The organism is Pontibacter sp. SGAir0037 (assembly GCF_005491705.1).
Classification (GTDB): Bacteria; Bacteroidota; Bacteroidia; order Cytophagales; family Hymenobacteraceae; genus Pontibacter.
The window spans coordinates 3,882,565-3,902,063 of sequence record NZ_CP028092.1 but is presented as its reverse complement, the minus strand read 5'-3'; the positions used below and the strand labels follow the sequence as shown (position 1 = coordinate 3,902,063).

Here is a 19,499-nt window from a genome sequence, read left to right as displayed (position 1 = left end):
TAAAGAAAGGCCTGATATGAACAACGCAGACTATTCGTGAGAGCTGTTTCTGTGCTTTATATTAACTTAAACAAGGTGTTCTAGTATAGCAGGAGTATATGTTAAGGAAAAAGCTAGTTTTATTAGTTATACTTTGCCTGTGTTCTGCTGCAGAGCAGGTACTGGCCCAGCAGGAGGAGTTAATCTACAAAAATGCTTTTACGGTAAAGATGTTTGGTTTAAGTGTGCATCTGAAGCAGAGCCCTTATCCTGAGATTTTTCCTAACAGAGTGGATGATAACGGAGTATTGGTGGCTAATTACGGTGCTATAGTGGGCTACGACAGGTTCTTTAAGCGTGATGTAATGAGCATTCGGGTGGAGCAAGGGCTTTATGGAGATTGCGCTGCTTCGCTGGCAGGCTTTACGCATATCGGTTGGCGCGGGCAGATTTTCAAAAAAGGGAAACATTCGTTGAATGGGGGTATAGGCCCTACTCTTGTATACCGACGCGACTGGAACCGCCTGGAGGGATACCGGGATGACGGCTATTTCAGAAGGCGTGGCGACTGGCAATATAAGTTTTACTGGTATGGAGGTGAGTTTGAGTATAATTATAAAGTTTCAGCTCAGAATGATTTGTCTGTAAACCTGGTGCCGGGTTTGCCGGAGCTTATCTCTTTCGGAGTGGGTATAAGGCACCGGTTCTAAAAAAAGAAGGCCAGCGCTAAAGCGCGGGCCTGTATTATACATTTGAGAGCCGGTGCGGCTGCATAGGCTACAAAAGAAGAAAGCTTAAGTTGCTAACTCCTGTCTGCTATAGCTTCAATCGTTTCTTTCGTGTTCTTCGCCATTACGGTAGCCTTGCCTGTTGCGTAAACGGTTGCGTCTTTGTTCAAGCTCCCATCTGTAGCGCTCATACTCTTCCCGCTGGCGCTCAGGGTGTGGCATGTAGTTGTCCTGAGACCACCGGTCGTTGGCATGCTGGTTCTCCTCGTTAAAATCTACGTCTTGTCTGCGCCAGTTGGGTTCCTGCCCGGAGCCATCATACCTGTTGCCTTCTTGTTCTCTGTAATCCTCTCTGCGGTTTTGTGGGCGCCATTCCTCTCTCCGGCGAAGGTCTTCGGGGTGGCGCTGGTTCATGTACTCGCGGAAAGGCTGGTCGTCATTTTCATAGAAGCGTCGGCGCTGGTTCCTGAAAAGAGGTACAGGTTCATCCCAACGGCTTCTGAAGTCGTTAAACTCTTCTCCTTCTCGTGGTGCTCTTTCACCTCTGCTATCTCTGTGCTCGGGGTGTTCGTCGTAATCCTGTTCTCTTTGGTCTTCTTCCTCGTAACGCATTTCTAAAAGTTTTAATTTTGTGAATACCAGGGACTAAGCTATTTCTGAATGTACGGGTGTACACTTGAGTTGTTCAGCAGAACAGATGTCAAAATGAAAACAATCAAGTAGAAATTTGCTATATCAATATAAAATAAGCAAAGTTTTTGCTATAAAACAAATAAAGCCAGCTTAATGCTGGCTTTATTAAAAAAATCACTTAAAAGTAATCTACTACCAAATCTACCTAATCTGGTTTTGTATACGATTTATCTACGATAACGTTGGTTGCGATCAGAATTATTGTAGTAATCATCATCGCCTGAGTCTGTTTCATCTGCCCAGCGCGGACCACCTTCATACCCGTTGTTGTAATTTCTGTCGCGGTACTGCTCACCACCATAACGTTTTCTGCTGCTTAACTCTTCTGCCTGGCGCTCATTGCCACGATTTCTTGGCTGGTAATCCGGGTCATCTGAGTGCATAATGTCGTTCCAGCCGTCGCGCACTTTGTCAAAAAAGCCTCTGTCGTCGCGCGACTCTCTTTCTTCATCCGGTGAGTAACGGTTCTCTCTGTACCAATTGTGGGAGCCGCTGCCATAACGGTAGTCTGATTCTTTGTAACGGCTTCGGGTGCCCGGGCCTTCGCGGTGCAGTTTATCCGGTGAAGAAGGCAGCTCGTTATAGTTGCCCGGCTGAGAACCGCCCGCATTGCCATGCATGTACTGGTTCTGATTATGCCCGCGGTCGCCATGGTTCAGGTAAGATCGCTCATTCCGGTAAGGGCTGTCGGAGCGGCTGCCGTAGTGGTCGTTCAGGTGAGCATTTTGCCCTTGCTGGTACGAGCTGTTGCTGCTTCCGCCTCTGTAATGCTCCCGGTCGTAATCGCGTGGGTGGCGCTGATCCTGCGCACCACGGTTACTTGGTCCCGTATGGAAGAAGTTGCCTTCGTCCCAATCTCTCTGAGAAGGGTTGCCTCTGTAGCCATAGCGGCTTTGGCCCTGCCCATTGTCTTCGTTGTTTCTTCTGTCCTGGTTATATAGTTCCTTGCCGATCTGTTGGTTCTTAGCTCCTGGCCGGCCTCGGTTTTCTTCGCGTTCCATCATAGTTTTATGGTTTATCTTGTGTAATTAACATTAACTAACAAGCGTGAAATGTTTTCGGGAGCACCGGAATGAATGGCAGTGTTAGGCATTCTTCGTTTTGGGTGCTAACCTCGCCTCAGACAGAAGCAAAGTTGAAAACATACAGACTGCTTGTGCTTACACTTTAGCGGTATAAGCTATTCTGTTTACGAAGTTTTCTGAGGTATTGTTAGATAGCTGCCGCAAAGCCGGAGCATCGGGGGTATAAAGCAACAGGCGCCTCTTGTGCAGAAGCGCCTGTTGCTTTATAATGTGTATCGTGTCTAGAAGTTTTCAGCCAGAATTTCCCGTACGTCGGCTTCGGCCAGGGGCTTGGAATAATGTTTGCGCACCTCCGGATACTTTTTAAGCCGCTCCAGGTCGTAAAAGCTGGCGGAGGAGGTCAGCATCATCATCACAGTCTGATTCTTATCGTCTTCATCGAATTTCTGATACTCATCCAGAAACTCAAAACCATCCATCACCGACATCTTAATATCGACAAAAATCAGGTCGGGCATCGGATACTCCACGCTTCCGGCAAATGCCTTTTGCAGGTACTCCAGCGCCTCTTCACCGTTAGTTACCACACGTATTTCCTCTGCAATGTTCATGCGCGAAAGAAGACGATGATTCAAGTAATTTGTTGTTTCGTCGTCGTCTATTAAAAGTATTGTTGTGAGCGGCTTCATATTCCTTAATGTGGATACTGCTGGTTAAACTTTCTTTTTCTTGAAATAAAGGTAAAAGGTTGTCCCTTCATTTAAAGTACTTTCGATATTAATATAACCTCCATTGTTGGTTATCAGCCTGTTTACAATATACAAACCTAAACCTGAACCGTTTACATGATTGTGGAAGCGTTTGAACATCTGAAACAGTTTGCTCTGATGTTTGTTCATATCGATTCCTAAACCGTTGTCCTGCACTTTTAGCTCTACAAAGTCGCCTTTAACTTCTGTACTGAGGTGTATTTCCGGCTGGCGCTCATGCGAACGATATTTAATAGCGTTGCTGATCAGGTTGTAAAAAATGCTTCTCAGGCTCGATCTGGAGAATGCCAGCTCCGGTGCAGCTTCAAAGTTAGTAATAATAGTGGCATTAGAATGCTTTAGCATGTCCTGTATGCTTAACTTTACATTCTCGGTGAGCTCTTCCAGGTTAACGAGTTCCTGCTCTTTGGATTTTGCTTTCTGTACTTTTACTACCTCGCCCAGGTCGTGAATGGTACCATGTATCTGTTCCAGCGACTTGTTAAACATAGCCACCATTTTAGGAGCATCAGGATCTTTAAAATCGGCAGACTGAATAAGTTCTTCAAAGATACCCGCCATGTTGATGATAGGCAGTTTCAGGTCGTGAGAGGCTGTGTATACAAAGCTATCCAGGTCCTGGTTAATGCGTTCCAGCTCCAGGTTCTTCTCCACCAGCTCCTCTTCGGCTTTTTTATGGTCTTCTATATCGGTACAGGTTCCAAACCACTTCACAATGTTGCCCTCGCTGTCCCGCATCGGAATGGCCTGCCCCAGAAACCAGCGATAGGTGCCGTCATGGCCATTCCTAAAGCGGTACTCTACTTCATAGAATACTCCTGTTTCCAGGGAGTGCAGCCAGCGGGTCTTAGACCTTTCACGGTCGTCGGGGTGTACCAGTTTGCTCCATACCATGCCCATGCTTTCTTCCATGGTAAGGCCGGTGTAATCCATCCAACGCTGGTTAAAGTAGTCGTGGTAGCCATCGGGGCGCGTGGTCCAGACCATCTGAGGAATAGACTCGGCCAGAAATCGGAATTGTTTCTCTGATTCCTCCAGCTGCTCCCTCAGTAGTTTTTGCTCGTGAATGTCGGTGGCGGTGCCAAACCATTTCATAATTTCGCCGCCGTTGCCGTACATAGGTTCTGCCAGCAAAAGAAACCACCTGTATGTTTTGGCCTCGGTATCCTGAAAGCGAACTTCCATTTCGAGCTTTTCACCTGTCTGAACACAACGCATCCAGGTATCAATGAGCAGTTGGCGTTCATTAGGATGTATAGCAGGTGCCCAGCCGAAGCCCAGCGACTCCTCATCCATTTTGGAGTATTCGTACCAGCGGTGGTTGGTATAGTCAATATGGCCATCCGGGTTGGCGCTCCATACCATTTGAGGAATAGATTCGGCTAAAAATCTAAATTTATCCTTGCTTTCCTGGAGAGCCAGTTGAGCCTGCTTATGATCTTCAATATCTGTAAGTGTGCCTACCCACATGGTTAAGTGCCCATTGCTGTCGCGGATAGGAAGGCTTCTGGCCAGAAACCAGCGGTATTTTCCTGTGCTCATGGAACGCCACCGGTTTTCTGCCATATAATCCTTGCCAGTGGCAATGGCTTCTTCCCAAAGCTTCAGCGTTGCCGGGTAGTCATCAGGATGTATACTTTTGGCCCAGCCCCATGCGCCAAGTTCTGCAAAGCTTAAGCCCGTATAGTCGTACCAGTTCTGATTGTAGTAGTTAACAGCGCCATCGGGAGTAGCTGTCCAAGCCAGGTGTGGCAGCGATTCGAGTATCTGGCGGGCCATGGCCAGGTTATCCTCCAGTTGTAGCTCATACTTCCTGTTTTCGGTAATATCGCGCATGGCACCCAGCATTCTCACTGGCGTGCCTTCATTGTTGTGGATTACATGCCCTGAATCATGAACTATTTTGTAGGAGCCATCAGCGCAGCGGAACTGGTATTCGCACTCCCAGGATGTATCGCCTCCGTTTATAACCTGGTAAATACTGCCTTTTACCCGTTGCATATCATCAGGATGCAGGCGGCCGGTCCAGGAAATAACAGTTGGCTCTATGTCTTCTTCTTTGTAACCGAATAATGTTTTAAAGCCTTCGTTCCACCAGATAGTGTCATCCAGGAGGTTCCAGTCCCAGATAACGTCATTGGTTGTCATGGCCACCAGCTCGAAGCGTTTCTGGCTTTCCTGTAGTTCCCGCTCGTAGTCTTTTTGCCAGGTTACATCTACCATAGTGCCAAACATGCGCATAGGCATTTTCAGGCTGTCGTACAGAATATACCCATGGTCTATCACATCGGCGTAGGTGCCATCTGCTTTTCGGTAGCGGTATTCTCCCATCCAGGTTTTGGCTTTGGACCTGACGGCTACATCTATGTTGTGGCGTATCAGGGGCAAATCGTTCGGGTGCACCAGCTCATCCCAGGTAGTAGGGTCTACTTCCAACGAGCTGTCTTTGTAGCCGAATAAGTCTTTGTAGGATTCGCTCCAGATAAGTTTGTTTCTGGGTACATCATACTCCCACACGGCACCACCGGCAACTTTAGCCATGCGCTGCAGGCTCTCCTGCGCTGACTTTGCCTGCTGCTCCATCAGGTATTGCTCTGTAATATCGCGGGCTTCGTGTATAATATAGGCAACCTCTCCGGTTTCGTTTAAGATGGGCTTGCTTGTCAGGTGCCAGTAGTGTTGTTCTATGTGCCCTCCGCCTTCAGGGTGATGTATATCGTACCGCACAGCCGGAGAAGAATGATCTTTTTTGTACTTCAGCGCATAGAGCATCGAGTACTCAGGTGATTCTTCGGGTTTGCGGGTGCCGGGTGCGGCAGTGTCCGGGAAAACATCCATGATATGCCGCCCTACTAGCATAGCACGGGACGAATGAGTAGCTTTTAAATAAGCATCGCTTACGGCCAGTACCTCCAGTTCAGGCGATAAAATAATATACTGCCCCGGCAGTGCCTGAAAGAGATGTTCAAAATTTAATTTATCCTGCAAAGCCGAAGTATTTTCCATTTACATACAAAGCTATACTGCCTTTATGAATAAATATAAGCAATTATAATGATCAGAAAGAAACAGGAGGCGATTTGTGTTCTAGTTTTTTGCAGGTAGGAAAGCACAACATAGCTTTCGCTAATGTTCTGCTCTCCTTCTTGCATAGTTGTATATGGCTCACGCTATGCCTTCTGCTTTTCCGAAGAAAACACCAGCCAGCACGTTTTACCCCTCGTTCAAATCCGAAACGTGTAATATACGCATGCCAGCTGTATGGTTTTAATAAATTTTTATTTCCCGGAAAGGAAAAAATCAGGCAACTGCTTCCACCCCTAAGCCTTCAAATACTTCTTTGGCGTCTTTTATATTGCGGATGTCTTCTACAATAACAATAAGCTTATTCTTAGCTTCCTTCAGGCGTGAGCGTCGTGAATGTTGCTGCACATACTTCAGGATATTGCCAAATACTTCTGACTGAAAATAAGCATCGTTGTTCTCGGAAGGCAGGTAGCCCTTCATCACTTCTTTTTTGATGGTGAGCTTCTCGAAACCAAGCTGCTGTGCCTGCCAGCGTAGTTTAACAATCTCAATCAGCTTTTGTACCTCCTCCGGCAGCGGGCCAAAGCGGTCTATGATGCTGTTTTGCAGCTTTTCCAGCTCCTGTAGGTCTTTGGTGCTATCGAGCTTGCTGTAAAGGTTCAGGCGTTCAGAAATGTTACCGACATAGCTTTCCGGTATCAGCACCTCCATATCTGTTTCGATATTACACTCCCGCACCGGCTCTATGAACTGCTCCAGGTTATCGCCCAGGAACAGCTCCCTGAATTCTGTTTCTTTCAGTTCTTTGATGGCATCGTCGAGCACCTGGTGGTACATTTCAAAGCCGAGGTCGGTAATAAAGCCACTTTGTTCGCCGCCCAGCAGGTTGCCTGCCCCACGAATGTCGAGGTCGCGCATCGCAATTTTAAAACCTTCCCCAAGATCGGAGAATTCCTCTAGAGTGCTCAGGCGCTTGCGGGCATCAGAAGGCAGACCGGCTACAGGTGGTGTCAGGAGGTAGCAATAAGCCTTTTTATTGGAACGGCCAACACGCCCGCGCATCTGGTGCAGGTCGGAAAGTCCGAACATGTGCGCGCGGTTAATGATAATGGTATTGGCATTCTCGATGTCAAGCCCTGATTCTATGATATTGGTAGATACCAGCACGTCGTAGTCGCCGTTTACAAACTTCATCATGCGTTTCTCCAGCTTCTCAGGGTCCATTTGCCCGTGTGCGTAGGTTACTTTGCAGTCAGGCACGAGGCGCAGGATCATACCGGCTACTTCTTCGATGTCTTTAATGCGGTTGTGCACAAAGAACACCTGTCCGCCCCGTTTCATCTCATGCACAACGGCATCACGAATAAGTGCTTCGTCGAACACATGTAGTTCTGTTTTTACAGGCTGGCGGTTCGGTGGTGGTGTGGCTATTACAGAAAGGTCGCGGGCTCCCATTAGCGAGAAGTGCAGTGTACGAGGTATAGGCGTGGCTGTTAGCGTAAGCGTGTCCACATTTACCTTCATTTCTTTCAGCTTGTCCTTTGTTTTTACACCGAACTTCTGCTCTTCGTCTATAATCATGAGGCCAAGATCCTTAAACTTCACATCTTTGCTCACAATGCGGTGTGTGCCAATCAAGATATCTACCTTGCCTTCTGCTACACGCTTAAGGGTTTCTTTAGTGTCTTTGGCGGTTTTAAAGCGGTTAATGTAGTCTACCGTAATCGGGAACTGCTCTAACCTGTCGCGGAAGGTTCGGAAATGCTGCATAGCCAGAATAGTGGTGGGCACCAGCACAGCCACCTGTTTTCCATCGCAGGCGGCCTTAAAGGCGGCACGGATGGCGACCTCTGTCTTACCAAAGCCCACATCGCCACACACCAGGCGGTCCATCGGGTGTGGCTGTTCCATATCGGCCTTTACATCTTCGGTTGCCTTGCCCTGGTCCGGTGTGTCTTCGTAAATAAACGACGATTCCAGCTCTGCCTGCAGAAAGCCATCACGGCTGAAAGCATAGCCCGGTGCAGCTTTTCGCTTGGCATACAGGCTGATGAGCTCATGTGCTATGTCTTTAACTTTGCTCTTAACCTTCTTCTTCTTGTTCTCCCACTCCGGCGAACCCAACTTGCTCATACTGGGCGGGCCGCCTTCTTTGCCGCTGTACTTGCTTATTTTGTGCAGCGCATGGATGCTCACATAAAGCAAGTCATCGTCGCGGTATACCAGCCTGATTGCCTCCTGCATACGCCCGCCTACTTCCACCTTCTCCAGGCCGGCAAAGCGACCGATGCCATAGTCGGTGTGGGTTACGTAGTCGCCGGGCTGCAGCGAGCGCAGCTCTTTCAGCGTCATCGCCTTCGACTTAGAATGCCCTTCTTTGGCTTTGTGCTGGTAAAAACGGTCGAATAACTGGTGGTCGGTATAGCAGGTAACTTTCAGCGTCTGATCTATGAAGCCTTCACGTAAGGAGATGGGCAGGTGCTGAAACCGCACATCGTGGTCCAACTCATCAAAAATCATGGTGAGGCGGTTGATCTGGCGTGGCGAATCGGTAGCGATTACGTTCACGAAACCTGCGCCTTGCTGCTCGTGCAGGTCCTTCACCAGACGTTTAAAATCTTTGTTGAAAGAGGGCTGAGGCTTAGACTGTAGTTGCATAACCTCGGCGGTACGGAAATGAAAACGTTTGCCCATTTCCACCACATTATAGTTTTCGAGCAGCTGCTTAAACTGTTTCTGTGTCTGGAACAGCTGTTCAGGGTCAGACACAATCTGAGTGCCACCGCTGCCAGCCAGCATCTTCTCAAAAGCATGCGACGCTTTGTCAAAATATTCCTCAATCACATCGAGTGTCTGCCGCACATCTTTAAACCAGATGTTGGTATTGTCGGGCAGGAAGTCCAGGAAAGCTTCACGCGTTTCCTGGAGCAACTTGGTTTGTACGTTTGGAATAATGGAAATAGCTTTCTTGGCCTCCACCGAAAGCTGTGTTTCCGGATCGAAGGTCCGAATGCTCTCTATTTCATCGCCAAAAAGCTCGATGCGATACGGCAGGTCATTGGCATAAGAGTATACATCCACAATACCACCGCGCACGGCATACTGGCCAGCTTCATACACGAACTCAGTACGCTCGAAGCCATACTCTGCCAGCATCTCGCTCAGAAAGTTTACATCCAGTTTCTCGCCTTCCTTGGCACCCAGTGTGTTTTCTACCAGTGATTTTCTGTTAATCACTTTTTCGGTTAGCGCTTCCGGGTAAGTTACAATTAGTTCGCCTTTGCTCGATTTCTGGTTGAGCCGGTTAAGCACCTCAGCCCGCATCAGGATATTAGCATTCTCGGTTTCGTCGAAGCTGTAAGGCCGCTTGTATGAAGTCGGGAAAAGCAGGATATCCTTCTCGTCGCCGAGCAGGTTCTTGATATCGGTAAAAAAATAGGCAGCCTCCTCTCTGTCGTGTAGTACAAAAAGTTGGTGCTTCGGATTTATGGTATAAACTGCCGAGGCTATTACAGCATCCAGACTGCCAGACAAGCCTTTTAATTGCAGGCGGTATTTCGTATCAGCCTTCAGCCGTTCAGCAATGGTTTGCACCACGCTGTCGAGGCGGTACAGTTCTAAGAAATCTTTAACTTTCAAAGTAATTCAGTTCCTGGTTTTACTAAGGCACAAGCACCTGTTTGGATGTTAAACAACAGGCGCTACATATTAGACTTTTTACGCAGTAATATATTATATCACTGTCCAACGTGTTATACTTGGCGACCAAGTTTTAGGATGCTTTGCCTTTTATAGTTCTTATACAAAGATACTATAAGAAAATGTTTTATCAGAACAGAAAGGAGGGGGAGGAGGTTGTGAAATGCCTGCGGCAATTAAGAATTAGAAATTATGAATTATGAATAGGGGAAACAGTTGTTTTCTGCTTGCCCGCTCATCCGTTCTTCCGGATTTGCAATCCGACCTTCAAAGGCGATGGATGGCTTCAGGTGTGGCAAAATTGCTGTAGCAAGAATATAAAAGTGGATTACAAATTATGATAATAGTTGTCTTCGGATTGCAAATCCGAAAAAGCGGCTTGATATTAAAAGTATAAAATTAACTCATGAAGAAATCAGTACTTCGTTACACCACAGATTCACCCGATGCTACCGTTAAATTAATAGGTGTTGTGATGTTTGCGGCTGGAGTCTATGTTACGATTCATACTTCTTATTTTGGAATAGTTCTACTGGTATTGGGCTTTATCCCCTTCATACTGGCGAGGCAGGTAGAGTTTGATTTGTATGGCGGCTTGTATCGTGCTGGCTATAGTATAGCAGGAAATCTTATTGCCGAAGAAAAACCGTTTCCTGGAGTAGATTGCCTTTATCTGAAGAAAAACAGGTATACCAGAACGATGCAAAGCAGAGGCTCCTCCACTACAACGCATACTTATTGTTTTGATGGATTCATTCAATTAAGTGATGGGGTAAAGTTTGCTGTCGTGCAGGAAGCAGATAAAGCCAAGGCGCTGCAAAAGCTTCAGCAAATGGCAAAAGATTTAGAGGTTGAGGTAAGGGACCTAACCAGATGATAAAGGTCATAATCAACAATTATTATGGCATCCCAATATAAATGGCTGTTACTTCCTCACCGGGAGGATGAACCGTAATGGCGGTACATACCTGCTCCTCGTTTATCTCAAAAGCAATGCCGCGTTTCACATCATCATATATGATGCTGTTTCGCTCCTCTAAATCCTGATTTGGTGCTTGTTTCATATCCGGAAACTGCTCAGAAATTTGCGGGAGTGTAGCTCCAACCTGTATGCCTTCTTCTGTTCTGAAAAAAGGAGACGTAACCCTGGCCTGCTTTACCATGTTTGCTTCGTCGCCCACACCCATTTGCCTGGAGGTGAAAACCGAAGTGCTATAACGAGTAGTGTCGGTTGTGCTGTTTGGGGCTTTGGAGTACCAAATAGACCAGGCCTTGCCCATCGCTGCATCACCACCGTCGGGCTGCCCTAAGGTGGCGAAAACAGTTTCTGCTCTGTCGTTTACAGAGATTTTGCCTATACCTTTCCCGGGTCGTATCAACTGATCTGGAGTAGAGCCTTGGCTCTGTGCAGGAGCTTGTGTGGTTTTTGTTTCCGGTGCAGTAGCCGAGGTGTCTGCTTCTTGTCTTTCAGGCTGGCAGGCAACTGTTAGCAAACCTGCAAAAATTATGAAAAGGTGTTTTTTCATGATCATTGGCTCTTATATTTTAGCTCCTCCAGTAGCTCCGCCGCGGCCTGTTGCAGCTGCTTTTCTTCTTTTGGCGTTAGCGCAGGTTTTAGCAGCAGGTCGAATGTTGGCCACTGTGCAGGAGAAAGCCTGGTTCTTACAGCACGTTGTTTTTTCCGGTCCATGTGCTGAACCAGCGCCCTGACTTCCTGCCATGCATGCTGTTCCCCGGCTGCAGCCTGGTAAGTATATGAAATAATACAGCCGCTGCATTGGCTCTGCTGCTCCTCCGACTCTTCTGACGGACCTGAAGAAGTCTCAGCGCTATCTATCGCTAAATAAATGCTGCGCCCATCAGGAGAGAAGGCCAAGTCTCGGTAACGGGCAGGTGCTTTAAAGTACGTGAGAGTATCGCCTGTAACACCGTTGCCGGAAGCATTTAATTTCAGGCGAACCAGCCGTTTCTCTTTCAGGCTTGTTATCAGTAAGGAGTTTTGCCAGCCAGGTATAGCCGAAGCAGTATACACACTTATGCTGCTGGGAGCAAGGGCGGGCCATTCAGGTTTGGCATCTTCGCTTTGCCTGCTCTTAGTTAGAAGGGCTGTAAGAACCGAATTAGAAGCTGGATAAAAGCTGTAAATAGGATCTTTGTAGTTTTCTGTACCGATCGCTTTAACATTGGCTGCTTCCGATTGAATAAAAGGATAAGTTGTATGCCATTTCCCAGGCAGGTATTGGTGGCTGGTAACGCCGGCGGCCAAGCCGTTGTAGTTGCCATCGTTGTACCCGATTACCAGTGGGTGCCCATAGTTTTTACCTTTCTCAATAATGTTGATCTCATCGTCGCCAAACGGGCCATGTTCTGCTGTATAGATGCGGCCGCTATTTCCTGCTATTGCATAAGCTAATCCCTGTGCATTGCGGTGCCCGTAGCTCCAGACGGCATTCTGACCGTTCGCGGTAAAAGGATTGTCGTCTGGAATCCATCTGTCGAGCTTGCCGGTATCTTTATCGGGCTCCAAGTTAAACCTCAGAATTTTTCCTTCATACTTGTTGATATTCTGAGCATTGTTTTCACGACCTGCATTTTTAAATTGTCCTGCTCCCATATCACCCACCGTGTAAAAAAGGTAATCTTTGCCATCTACGGGAGCAATAAGTAAACGCCCGGAGTTATGATCGTTGCTGCCCGGAACAGAGTCGCAGAGAACAAAGGGTTTGTGAAGCTTTTGCTGCTGTAGATCATATTCGTAGCGTACCAGTTTAGTTTTAAAGAAACAGCCTCCATATTTTGTGTCACAACCTTCTCCTTTCTCATCAGCACCCTCGAAACGATAAATGTAGGCCAGGTACACGTAAGGTTTGCCATGAAGAAGTTGCGGATGCAGGGCAAGCCCCATTAAGCCACCTTGAGGCCAGGGCTTTCCCTCGCTTAGCTCTTCCGGCATTTTATCGTATCTCGGGAAGTTCTTTTCTGTACCCAGATCAAGTATAACTGTTTTTTTCCCGTTTTCGGGGTTTATGCGGCTCACACGATAGCCTTTTGCCTCGGTTACCCATAAATGATTATCGGGGCCATACGTAATTTCCCACGGATCGCTTAAACCTTTGGCAACTACCTTTGCTTTGAATTGCTCTCCTTGAGGGCCAGTAATAGTTTGAGCAACAACGGTGATACGAGCCCATGTAAACAGGCAAATAAAAAGAAGATACTTCGAGTACATAAACAACAAGATCTAGCAACACAATTCTCCTGTAAAGGAAGCCTCTTGTTTAACTTCAAATCTGAAATTAGGTTGTTCAAAATAATTCCTGATTGGGTATGATAATCTTTGCATCCGGATATAGGTTCTGGTGTAGGAATTACCTTTAAATGCTATAGTTTTACCAGTTGAAAAAAATGAATAGTATGGAACATGTTTTTGCTATAATCAGGGGTGCCAGAAATAATTTTCTGCAGCTGGTAAATCATCTTACATTGGAACAGTTAAACCATGTTCCTGCAGGTTTTAACAACAATATCATCTGGAATTTTGGGCACATTATTTCTACACAGCAGTCGCTATGTTATACGCTTGCCGGGCAAAAGCCACTTATAGCGGAGGAGTATATTGTTAAATACAGAAAAGGAACAAGGCCAGCAGTATCTGTAAGCGCCGAGGAAGTTGAAGTGCTGAAACAATACCTGCTCAGTACAGTAGAGCAGACAGCTAAAGATTTTGAAAGTGGTCTCTTCACAAGTTATTCACCTATCACTACAAGTATGGGTATAGAAATATCTAATACCGGAGATGCTGTAAAAGCCATTTCGATGCATGATGGCTTGCACCTGGGATATGCGATGGCACTCCGAAAGCTGGTGCTGTAAAAATAGTAGAAACACATCATTTGTAATGAATAATATACCAGGAGCTATGGCTGAAAGTGTTGCGGTCGAAATTTGCGTTGATTCAGTAGAATCCTGTATCGCTGCCCAGGCAGGCGGTGCTACAAGAGTAGAACTATGTGCAAACCTGTTTGAAGGAGGAACAACGCCAAGTGCAGGTATCATACGGGAGGCCAGGAAGAACATCAGCATTGGGTTGCATGTTATTCTGCGGCCTCGTGGGGGTGACTTTTGCTATTCTGACTCAGAGTTTGAAAGTATATGTTACGACCTGCAGCTGGCAAAAGACTTGGGCGCAGATGGCGTGGTGATAGGTGTTTTGCAGCCAGACGGGCACATCGATAAGAAACGTATGGCCAGGCTTGTAGAGCTGGCCAGGCCCATGAAAGTGACTTTACACCGGGCATTTGACATGACGCCGAACCCGTTGCAGGCTTTGGAAGATAGTATAGCGCTTGGCATCGATTTGATTTTAACGAGCGGCCAGGAAAGAAGTGCTGTAGAGGGAATCCCATTGCTGAAACAGCTGGTGCAGGTTGCTCAGGGTAGAATCAGGATCATGGCCGGAGGAGGCGTTTCGGAGCGAAATGTGCGGCGTATACTGCAGGAGACAGGTGTGCAGGATGTGCACTTGTCTGGCCGCAGACGTGTGGAAAGCAGTATGGAGTACAGGCAGGAACATGTGTTTATGGGAGGCGACCTGCGCCTGCCTGAGTACACACGCTTTGTGGCCGATGCCGAAAAAATAGCCAAACTTACCGGGCTAATAGCCGATTAGAATTTCAGGCAAGAAGTTTATTTAAGTTAACTGTAACCAGGAAGCAGCTATACTTGATAAGCTTTATGCTTCTGTTTGCTTTTTAAAGCATAATTTCTAATTTTTAGTTTCTAATTACATCCATAATGTCCAGCAGAAGAAAATTTCTTATAAAGTCTTTACTAAGCACCACCTTTTTATCTGGTGTGGCACCCTTGTTAAGCACTGTAGCCGGCCCGCTTACCGCTAAAGCTCCTAAAAAGCCACTTGTAATTTCCACATGGAACCATGGACTGGCCGCTAACGAGGCCGCCTGGAAGGTGCTGCAGGCAAAAGGCCGTGCCCTGGATGCAGTAGAGGCAGGAGTACGGGTAACAGAGGCTGATCCGAAGGTAACTACCGTAGGGTATGGCGGCTGGCCAGACAGGGAGGGAAAGGTAACGCTGGATGCCTGTATTATGGATGAAGAAGGGAATTGCGGCTCGGTGGCTTTTTTGCAGAACATCATGCACCCGATTTCGGTGGCACGTTTGGTAATGGAAAAAACACCGCATGTGATGCTGGTAGGAGAGGGCGCGCAGCAGTTTGCCTTAAGCCAGGGCTTTAAAAAGCAAAATCTGCTTACAAAAGAAGCAGAGAAGGCCTGGAAAGAGTGGCTTAAAACTGCCAACTATAAGCCTGTTATCAATATAGAAAACCACGACACGATTAGTATGCTGGCCCTGGATGAAGCAGGTAATATGTCTGGCGCCTGTACCACCAGTGGTGCTGCCTGGAAAATGCATGGCCGTGTAGGCGATTCTCCTATTATAGGAGCCGCTCTGTTTGTAGACAACGAGGTGGGGGGTGCCTGTGCCACTGGTCTGGGAGAAGCCGTAATGAAAACAGTTGGCAGTCACCTGGTAGTGGAGCTGATGCGGCAGGGGTATCCACCACAAAAAGCATGTGAAGAGGCTGTGAACCGCATTGTTAGAAAGCAGAAGAATTATAAAGATTTGCAGGTAGGTTACCTGGCGCTGAATAAGCAGGGAGAGTATGGCTCTTACTGCATCCATCCGGGCTTTAACTATGCGGTGCACGATGGCAAAACAAACCAGCTGATAGACTCCAGTAGTTATACCAGGTAAACTGATGTGCTTGCTCATGCTTTGGTGCGCTTTACATCCTTTCTGTTAGGTTATACTTTATACCGCGTTTCCGTTTGAACAAGAAATAGTTAAAGTCGTTAAGTATAAAGTTATAACATACAATACCTAACGACTATGGAAAATGGACAAAAGTATGCCCTGATAACAGGTGCAACCGAAGGCATTGGCTATGAACTGGCCAGAATATTTGCAGAGAACAAGTATAACTTAATTATAGTAGCTCGCAGCGAAGATCAGCTTTCTAAAACAGCCACAGAGCTACAGCAGCAGTTTAGAATAGAGGTAACAACTATCTCGAAAGACCTGTTTAAAAGAGAAGCGCCTTTTGAGGTGTATGAGGAGGTGAAGTCAAAAGGTATTCGGGTAGATGTGCTGGTAAACGATGCGGCACAGGGAGAGTATGGTGAGTTTATAAAAACCGATATTAACAAAGAGCTGGATATGCTGCAGTTGAACATCGGCGCTTACCTGGTGCTGACGAAGTGTTTCCTGCAGGAAATGGTAGCCCGCAACGAAGGTAAAATTCTGATGGTAACATCTGTCGCAGGCGAAATGCCCGGTCCTCTTCAGGCTGTATATCATGGCACTAAAGCCTTTGTTACTACTTTTACAGAGTCTATTCAGAACGAGCTAAAAGACACTAACATCACCATCACTAAACTGCTTCCTGGTCCTACTGACACTGAATTCTTCTCGAAAGCAAGTATGGAAGAATCTAAAATAGTGCAGGACGGAGACCTGGCTGATCCGGCTAAAGTGGCCAGAGATGGGTATGAGGCTTTAATGGCCGGTAAACTGGAGATTATATCGGGCCTCAAGAACAAAGCTATGGTAGGTGCTACTAAGGTAATGCCGGATAGTATGGTAGCTGAAACAATGCATAAGCAAGCCGCACCAACCGACAAGAGCGATAAAGAGTAAAAATACCTCCGGAAACAGTGCCCCAGCCAGTGCCGGTTGGGGCATTCTTATAGGCTGATACCCGGTGTAGCAGCAGAGGCTCGCCTTGTGATATTTCAGCCATTCACATGCAAAAACAAGTTGTTTGTAAACCAAATGCAGAATATCTTAGAGAGAGTGGTAGCTTTGAATTAAAACCTGCCTGTATCTATGAAAAAGTTATCGTTTCTGCGAAAGCACGTGGAGCTGTTGCTTCACCTTACTTTCTGGTTTGTGGTTGCCTTGCTTATTTACTTTAAAACAAGAACCGAGTTTATACACGACCCATATCTCGCTGATTTTGGTATTTTCTCCAGCCTGCACAAAAAGCAGTTGCTGCATTATTTCCTGCTGCTTGTTTTCAAGGCAATCTTTTTCTATGTAAACATATTGCTTATTTTCCCCAGGTACAGGGCTTCCGGCTATCAGCGGAAGTACCTGCTGCCATTGCTGGTGAGCTTAGGGTGGTGCTTCACCATTGAGGTGCTGATGTTTACCTGGGGCACCAACAGTATGCTCAACATGCTGTCGGAAGACTATTACATCAGGTTTGATTACTCACCAGTCTCTGATGGTTTCTTTGTGTACCTGGCTGTTTTACTGGCTTCGTATGCCTACTGGGCTTCCAAACAGTGGCTTCTGGATAAAGAGGGCTTGCAGAAGCTTGATGTGACGGCGGCAGAGCTGGCGCTGCTGAAAAATCAGGTGAACCCGCACTTTCTGTTTAATACGCTTAACAACCTTTTCTCGATGGCAATAGAAAAGAATGCCGATGAACTGGCCGAAAGTATAGCACAGCTTACGCACCTGATGCGCTATTCTATCTATGAAAGCCATGTGCCCTTTATCGAGCTGCAGCGGGAGGTAGAGTATATAGAAAACTACATTAAGCTGCAGAAACTAAGGTTTTCAGGCGAGGAAGAAATCACTATTCGCTTTGATGTGGAGGGAGACAGGCAACAAGTGCGTATTTCGCCTATGCTGCTCATCAACTTTGTAGAGAATGCGTTTAAGCACGGGGTAAGCCTGAAACAGGAGTCGTATATCCTCATTGAGCTAAGAATCACTGAAAGTGAGCTTTTCTTTACTGTAGAAAATACTATTTACCGGCAGAACAAAACTGCTGCGGTAAAACATGCCGGTTTTGGCCTGGAGCACGTTAAAAAATTGCTGCAACTACAGTACCCTGGTCGCCATAACCTCTCTATTACTGAGGAAAACAATATCTACAAAACTGTTTTGCGACTGGAACTCCAGAAAACACAGGTAGCTATAACAGCACTTCAATAAGGGAAAAGAATTTAGAGTTTTGAGCTTAGACATTAACTTTGGTTTATTGATCCCAGGAGCACGGCGTTTTTCGGACAGAGATTTTACAACTTAATTTATGATTTCTAATTTACCGCAAATATGAAATGCATTGCCATAGATGATGAACCGAAAGCGCTTGCCGTGATAGCACATTATGCTGCTAAGGTGCCTTCTGTGCAGTTGGCGCAAACTTTCAGGAGCAGCATCGATGCCTTGGCATATTTGCAGCAGGAGCAGGTAGATCTTGTTTTCCTGGATATTAACATGCCCGACCTGACAGGTATTGAGTTTTTGAAGGCACAGCAGCAGCCTCCGCTGGTAATATTTACCACGGCTTACTCCGAATACGCTGTAGAGAGCTATGATTGGGAAGCGGCTGGTTACCTGCTCAAGCCTATCGATTTTCAGAAGTTTTTAAAGGCAGTAAATAAAGCGGCTACCTTGCTTAAACTGAAAGGCAGGCCGCAGAAAGATACAGGTAGTAACAAAGGAGAAACTATACTGGTGAAAAGTGGCGTGCAAACATATCAACTGAAACTGGAAGAAATTCTATACCTGGAGGCTTCGGGCAATTATGTAACGTTTGTTACCAAAGATAAAAAAGTAGCCACATTAAATAGCTTAAGCGAAGTGCAAAGCACTCTTCCTGCCGACAGGTTTGTCAGAGTACATAAATCTTATGTGGTGGCGTTGCCGCATATCGATATTATAGAGAGCTACCAGGTGCGCATAGCCGGCACAGAAATTCCGATAGGCCGGACTTACCGGGAGGGTCTGACCTCTGTTTTCAAGTTTTAATTATTCTGGAATTATATTTTTTCAGGTATTTTCTCTTACTTTATCAGGATCAAACTAACTATAAGGGTATGAGAAAATATGTAAGCCTGTCGTTTGTTATTGCTGCTTTAATGAGCTTTTGTTCACTTTCGGTATCTGCACAGCAAAAAATTAAAGTAGCCTGTGTAGGCAACAGTATCACCGAAGGGTATGGCTTGAGCAAAACTTATCCGATGGCGCTGCAGGAATTAATGGGTGAAGAATATGTGGTAAACAACTACGGGCTGGGCGGCAGAACACTTTTAAAGAAAGGCGATCATCCTTACTGGAACGAAGAAAAGTACCAGGAAGTGCTTAACTGGAATCCAGATATAGTTATTATCAAATTAGGTACAAATGATTCCAAGCCTCAGAACTGGCAGCATGAGAAAGACTTCAAAAAAGATTATACGGAGTTTGTAAAATCATTTCAGAATCTGCCATCGAAGCCCAAAGTGTATATCTGTTATCCTATACCTGTGTTTGAAGATAAATGGGGTATTACCGAAAGTATCGTAAAAGAAGAGATCATTCCAACATTAAAAAAAGTAGCCAAAAAAACGAAAGCACAACCCATCGATCTTTATACTCCTTTTATCGGTAAAGCTGATCTAACATACGATGGCGTGCATCCCAACGATGAAGGAGCCGCATTACTGGCAAATGAGGTGTACCAGGTATTGCAGGTAAAGTCTGAAATGCGGGCAAAAAAGTAA

At 46.3% G+C, this 19,499-nt stretch carries 16 protein-coding genes; 9 read left to right on the top strand and 7 right to left on the bottom strand.

All coding sequences use genetic code 11. The features are described from left to right. The first annotated feature begins 98 nt into the window (after window positions 1-98). Window positions 99-689 (top strand): hypothetical protein, encoded by a 591-nt coding sequence (locus C1N53_RS15995; protein ID WP_240773244.1) that lies wholly within the window; start codon window positions 99-101, stop codon window positions 687-689. Between the two features lie 114 nt (window positions 690-803). On the opposite strand, the gene C1N53_RS15990 is transcribed toward C1N53_RS15995, so the two are convergent. The 5 genes from C1N53_RS15990 to mfd all read right to left on the bottom strand — a co-directional run bounded on the left by C1N53_RS15990 (window position 804) and on the right by mfd (window position 9,861). Beyond that, entirely contained in the window at window positions 804-1,319 is a 516-nt protein-coding gene (locus C1N53_RS15990; RefSeq protein ID WP_137760268.1) for a hypothetical protein, read from the bottom strand. Between the two features lie 248 nt (window positions 1,320-1,567). Next, window positions 1,568-2,404 carry a hypothetical protein gene (locus C1N53_RS15985; protein WP_137760267.1) on the bottom strand — a complete coding sequence of 279 codons (837 nt, stop codon included), beginning with the start codon at window positions 2,402-2,404 and terminating at the stop codon, window positions 1,568-1,570. Between the two features lie 302 nt (window positions 2,405-2,706). Further along, on the bottom strand, window positions 2,707-3,114 hold the full coding sequence (locus C1N53_RS15980; RefSeq protein WP_137760266.1) for a response regulator: 408 nt from the start codon (window positions 3,112-3,114) through the stop codon (window positions 2,707-2,709). 24 nt (window positions 3,115-3,138) lie between these two features. Next, window positions 3,139-6,201, bottom strand: coding sequence for a PAS domain-containing protein (locus C1N53_RS15975; RefSeq protein ID WP_137760265.1), 3,063 nt, complete (start codon window positions 6,199-6,201; stop codon window positions 3,139-3,141). Between the two features lie 294 nt (window positions 6,202-6,495). Then, a complete protein-coding gene (gene mfd / locus C1N53_RS15970) occupies window positions 6,496-9,861 on the bottom strand; it encodes a transcription-repair coupling factor (RefSeq protein ID WP_137760264.1) in 3,366 nt (1,121 codons plus the stop codon). 466 nt (window positions 9,862-10,327) lie between these two features. Between mfd and C1N53_RS15965 the strand changes: the two genes are divergently transcribed. Beyond that, on the top strand, window positions 10,328-10,798 hold the full coding sequence (locus C1N53_RS15965; protein ID WP_137760263.1) for a hypothetical protein: 471 nt from the start codon (window positions 10,328-10,330) through the stop codon (window positions 10,796-10,798). A gap of 22 nt (window positions 10,799-10,820) precedes the next feature. On the opposite strand, the gene C1N53_RS15960 is transcribed toward C1N53_RS15965, so the two are convergent. Beyond that, window positions 10,821-11,447 carry a hypothetical protein gene (locus C1N53_RS15960; RefSeq protein WP_137760262.1) on the bottom strand — a complete coding sequence of 209 codons (627 nt, stop codon included), beginning with the start codon at window positions 11,445-11,447 and terminating at the stop codon, window positions 10,821-10,823. Between the two features lie 2 nt (window positions 11,448-11,449). Next, window positions 11,450-13,150, bottom strand: a complete 1,701-nt coding sequence (locus C1N53_RS15955; RefSeq protein ID WP_137760261.1) for a PQQ-dependent sugar dehydrogenase — start codon at window positions 13,148-13,150, stop codon at window positions 11,450-11,452. A gap of 185 nt (window positions 13,151-13,335) precedes the next feature. Here C1N53_RS15955 and C1N53_RS15950 point away from each other — a divergent pair, with 185 nt between their 5' ends. The 7 genes from C1N53_RS15950 (at window position 13,336) to C1N53_RS15920 (ending at window position 19,499) form a co-directional block, all read left to right on the top strand. Further along, window positions 13,336-13,794 carry a DinB family protein gene (locus C1N53_RS15950; protein ID WP_137760260.1) on the top strand — a complete coding sequence of 153 codons (459 nt, stop codon included), beginning with the start codon at window positions 13,336-13,338 and terminating at the stop codon, window positions 13,792-13,794. A gap of 25 nt (window positions 13,795-13,819) precedes the next feature. Further along, complete coding sequence (locus tag C1N53_RS15945) at window positions 13,820-14,590, top strand: copper homeostasis protein CutC (protein ID WP_206077581.1); 771 nt, start codon at window positions 13,820-13,822, stop codon at window positions 14,588-14,590. Window positions 14,591-14,715: 125 nt separating this feature from the next. Next, entirely contained in the window at window positions 14,716-15,696 is a 981-nt protein-coding gene (locus C1N53_RS15940; protein WP_137760259.1) for a N(4)-(beta-N-acetylglucosaminyl)-L-asparaginase, read from the top strand. Between the two features lie 135 nt (window positions 15,697-15,831). Further along, window positions 15,832-16,638 carry an SDR family oxidoreductase gene (locus tag C1N53_RS15935; RefSeq protein ID WP_137760258.1) on the top strand — a complete coding sequence of 269 codons (807 nt, stop codon included), beginning with the start codon at window positions 15,832-15,834 and terminating at the stop codon, window positions 16,636-16,638. Between the two features lie 189 nt (window positions 16,639-16,827). Beyond that, window positions 16,828-17,946, top strand: coding sequence for a sensor histidine kinase (locus tag C1N53_RS15930; RefSeq protein WP_137760257.1), 1,119 nt, complete (start codon window positions 16,828-16,830; stop codon window positions 17,944-17,946). 120 nt (window positions 17,947-18,066) lie between these two features. Next, window positions 18,067-18,765: a LytTR family DNA-binding domain-containing protein gene (locus C1N53_RS15925; protein WP_137760256.1), complete on the top strand. Its 699-nt coding sequence runs from the start codon at window positions 18,067-18,069 to the stop codon at window positions 18,763-18,765. A 68-nt stretch (window positions 18,766-18,833) separates the two neighbouring features. Then, the gene (locus tag C1N53_RS15920) at window positions 18,834-19,499 is read left to right on the top strand and encodes a GDSL-type esterase/lipase family protein (protein ID WP_137760255.1); all 666 of its coding nucleotides are present in this window, start codon (window positions 18,834-18,836) and stop codon (window positions 19,497-19,499) included.

Excerpts from the sequence above, each read along its gene's own strand:
- C1N53_RS15995 (WP_240773244.1), top strand. The coding sequence starts at position 99 with ATGTTAAGGAAAAAGCTAGTTTTATTAGTTATACTTTGCCTGTGTTCT.
- C1N53_RS15990 (WP_137760268.1), bottom strand. The coding sequence starts at position 1,319 with ATGCGTTACGAGGAAGAAGACCAAAGAGAACAGGATTACGACGAACAC.
- C1N53_RS15985 (WP_137760267.1), bottom strand. The coding sequence starts at position 2,404 with ATGATGGAACGCGAAGAAAACCGAGGCCGGCCAGGAGCTAAGAACCAA.
- C1N53_RS15980 (WP_137760266.1), bottom strand. The coding sequence starts at position 3,114 with ATGAAGCCGCTCACAACAATACTTTTAATAGACGACGACGAAACAACA.
- C1N53_RS15975 (WP_137760265.1), bottom strand. The coding sequence starts at position 6,201 with ATGGAAAATACTTCGGCTTTGCAGGATAAATTAAATTTTGAACATCTC.
- C1N53_RS15965 (WP_137760263.1), top strand. The coding sequence starts at position 10,328 with ATGAAGAAATCAGTACTTCGTTACACCACAGATTCACCCGATGCTACC.
- C1N53_RS15960 (WP_137760262.1), bottom strand. The coding sequence starts at position 11,447 with ATGAAAAAACACCTTTTCATAATTTTTGCAGGTTTGCTAACAGTTGCC.
- C1N53_RS15955 (WP_137760261.1), bottom strand. The coding sequence starts at position 13,150 with ATGTACTCGAAGTATCTTCTTTTTATTTGCCTGTTTACATGGGCTCGT.
- C1N53_RS15950 (WP_137760260.1), top strand. The coding sequence starts at position 13,336 with ATGGAACATGTTTTTGCTATAATCAGGGGTGCCAGAAATAATTTTCTG.
- C1N53_RS15945 (WP_206077581.1), top strand. The coding sequence starts at position 13,820 with ATGAATAATATACCAGGAGCTATGGCTGAAAGTGTTGCGGTCGAAATT.
- C1N53_RS15940 (WP_137760259.1), top strand. The coding sequence starts at position 14,716 with ATGTCCAGCAGAAGAAAATTTCTTATAAAGTCTTTACTAAGCACCACC.
- C1N53_RS15935 (WP_137760258.1), top strand. The coding sequence starts at position 15,832 with ATGGAAAATGGACAAAAGTATGCCCTGATAACAGGTGCAACCGAAGGC.
- C1N53_RS15930 (WP_137760257.1), top strand. The coding sequence starts at position 16,828 with ATGAAAAAGTTATCGTTTCTGCGAAAGCACGTGGAGCTGTTGCTTCAC.
- C1N53_RS15925 (WP_137760256.1), top strand. The coding sequence starts at position 18,067 with ATGAAATGCATTGCCATAGATGATGAACCGAAAGCGCTTGCCGTGATA.
- C1N53_RS15920 (WP_137760255.1), top strand. The coding sequence starts at position 18,834 with ATGAGAAAATATGTAAGCCTGTCGTTTGTTATTGCTGCTTTAATGAGC.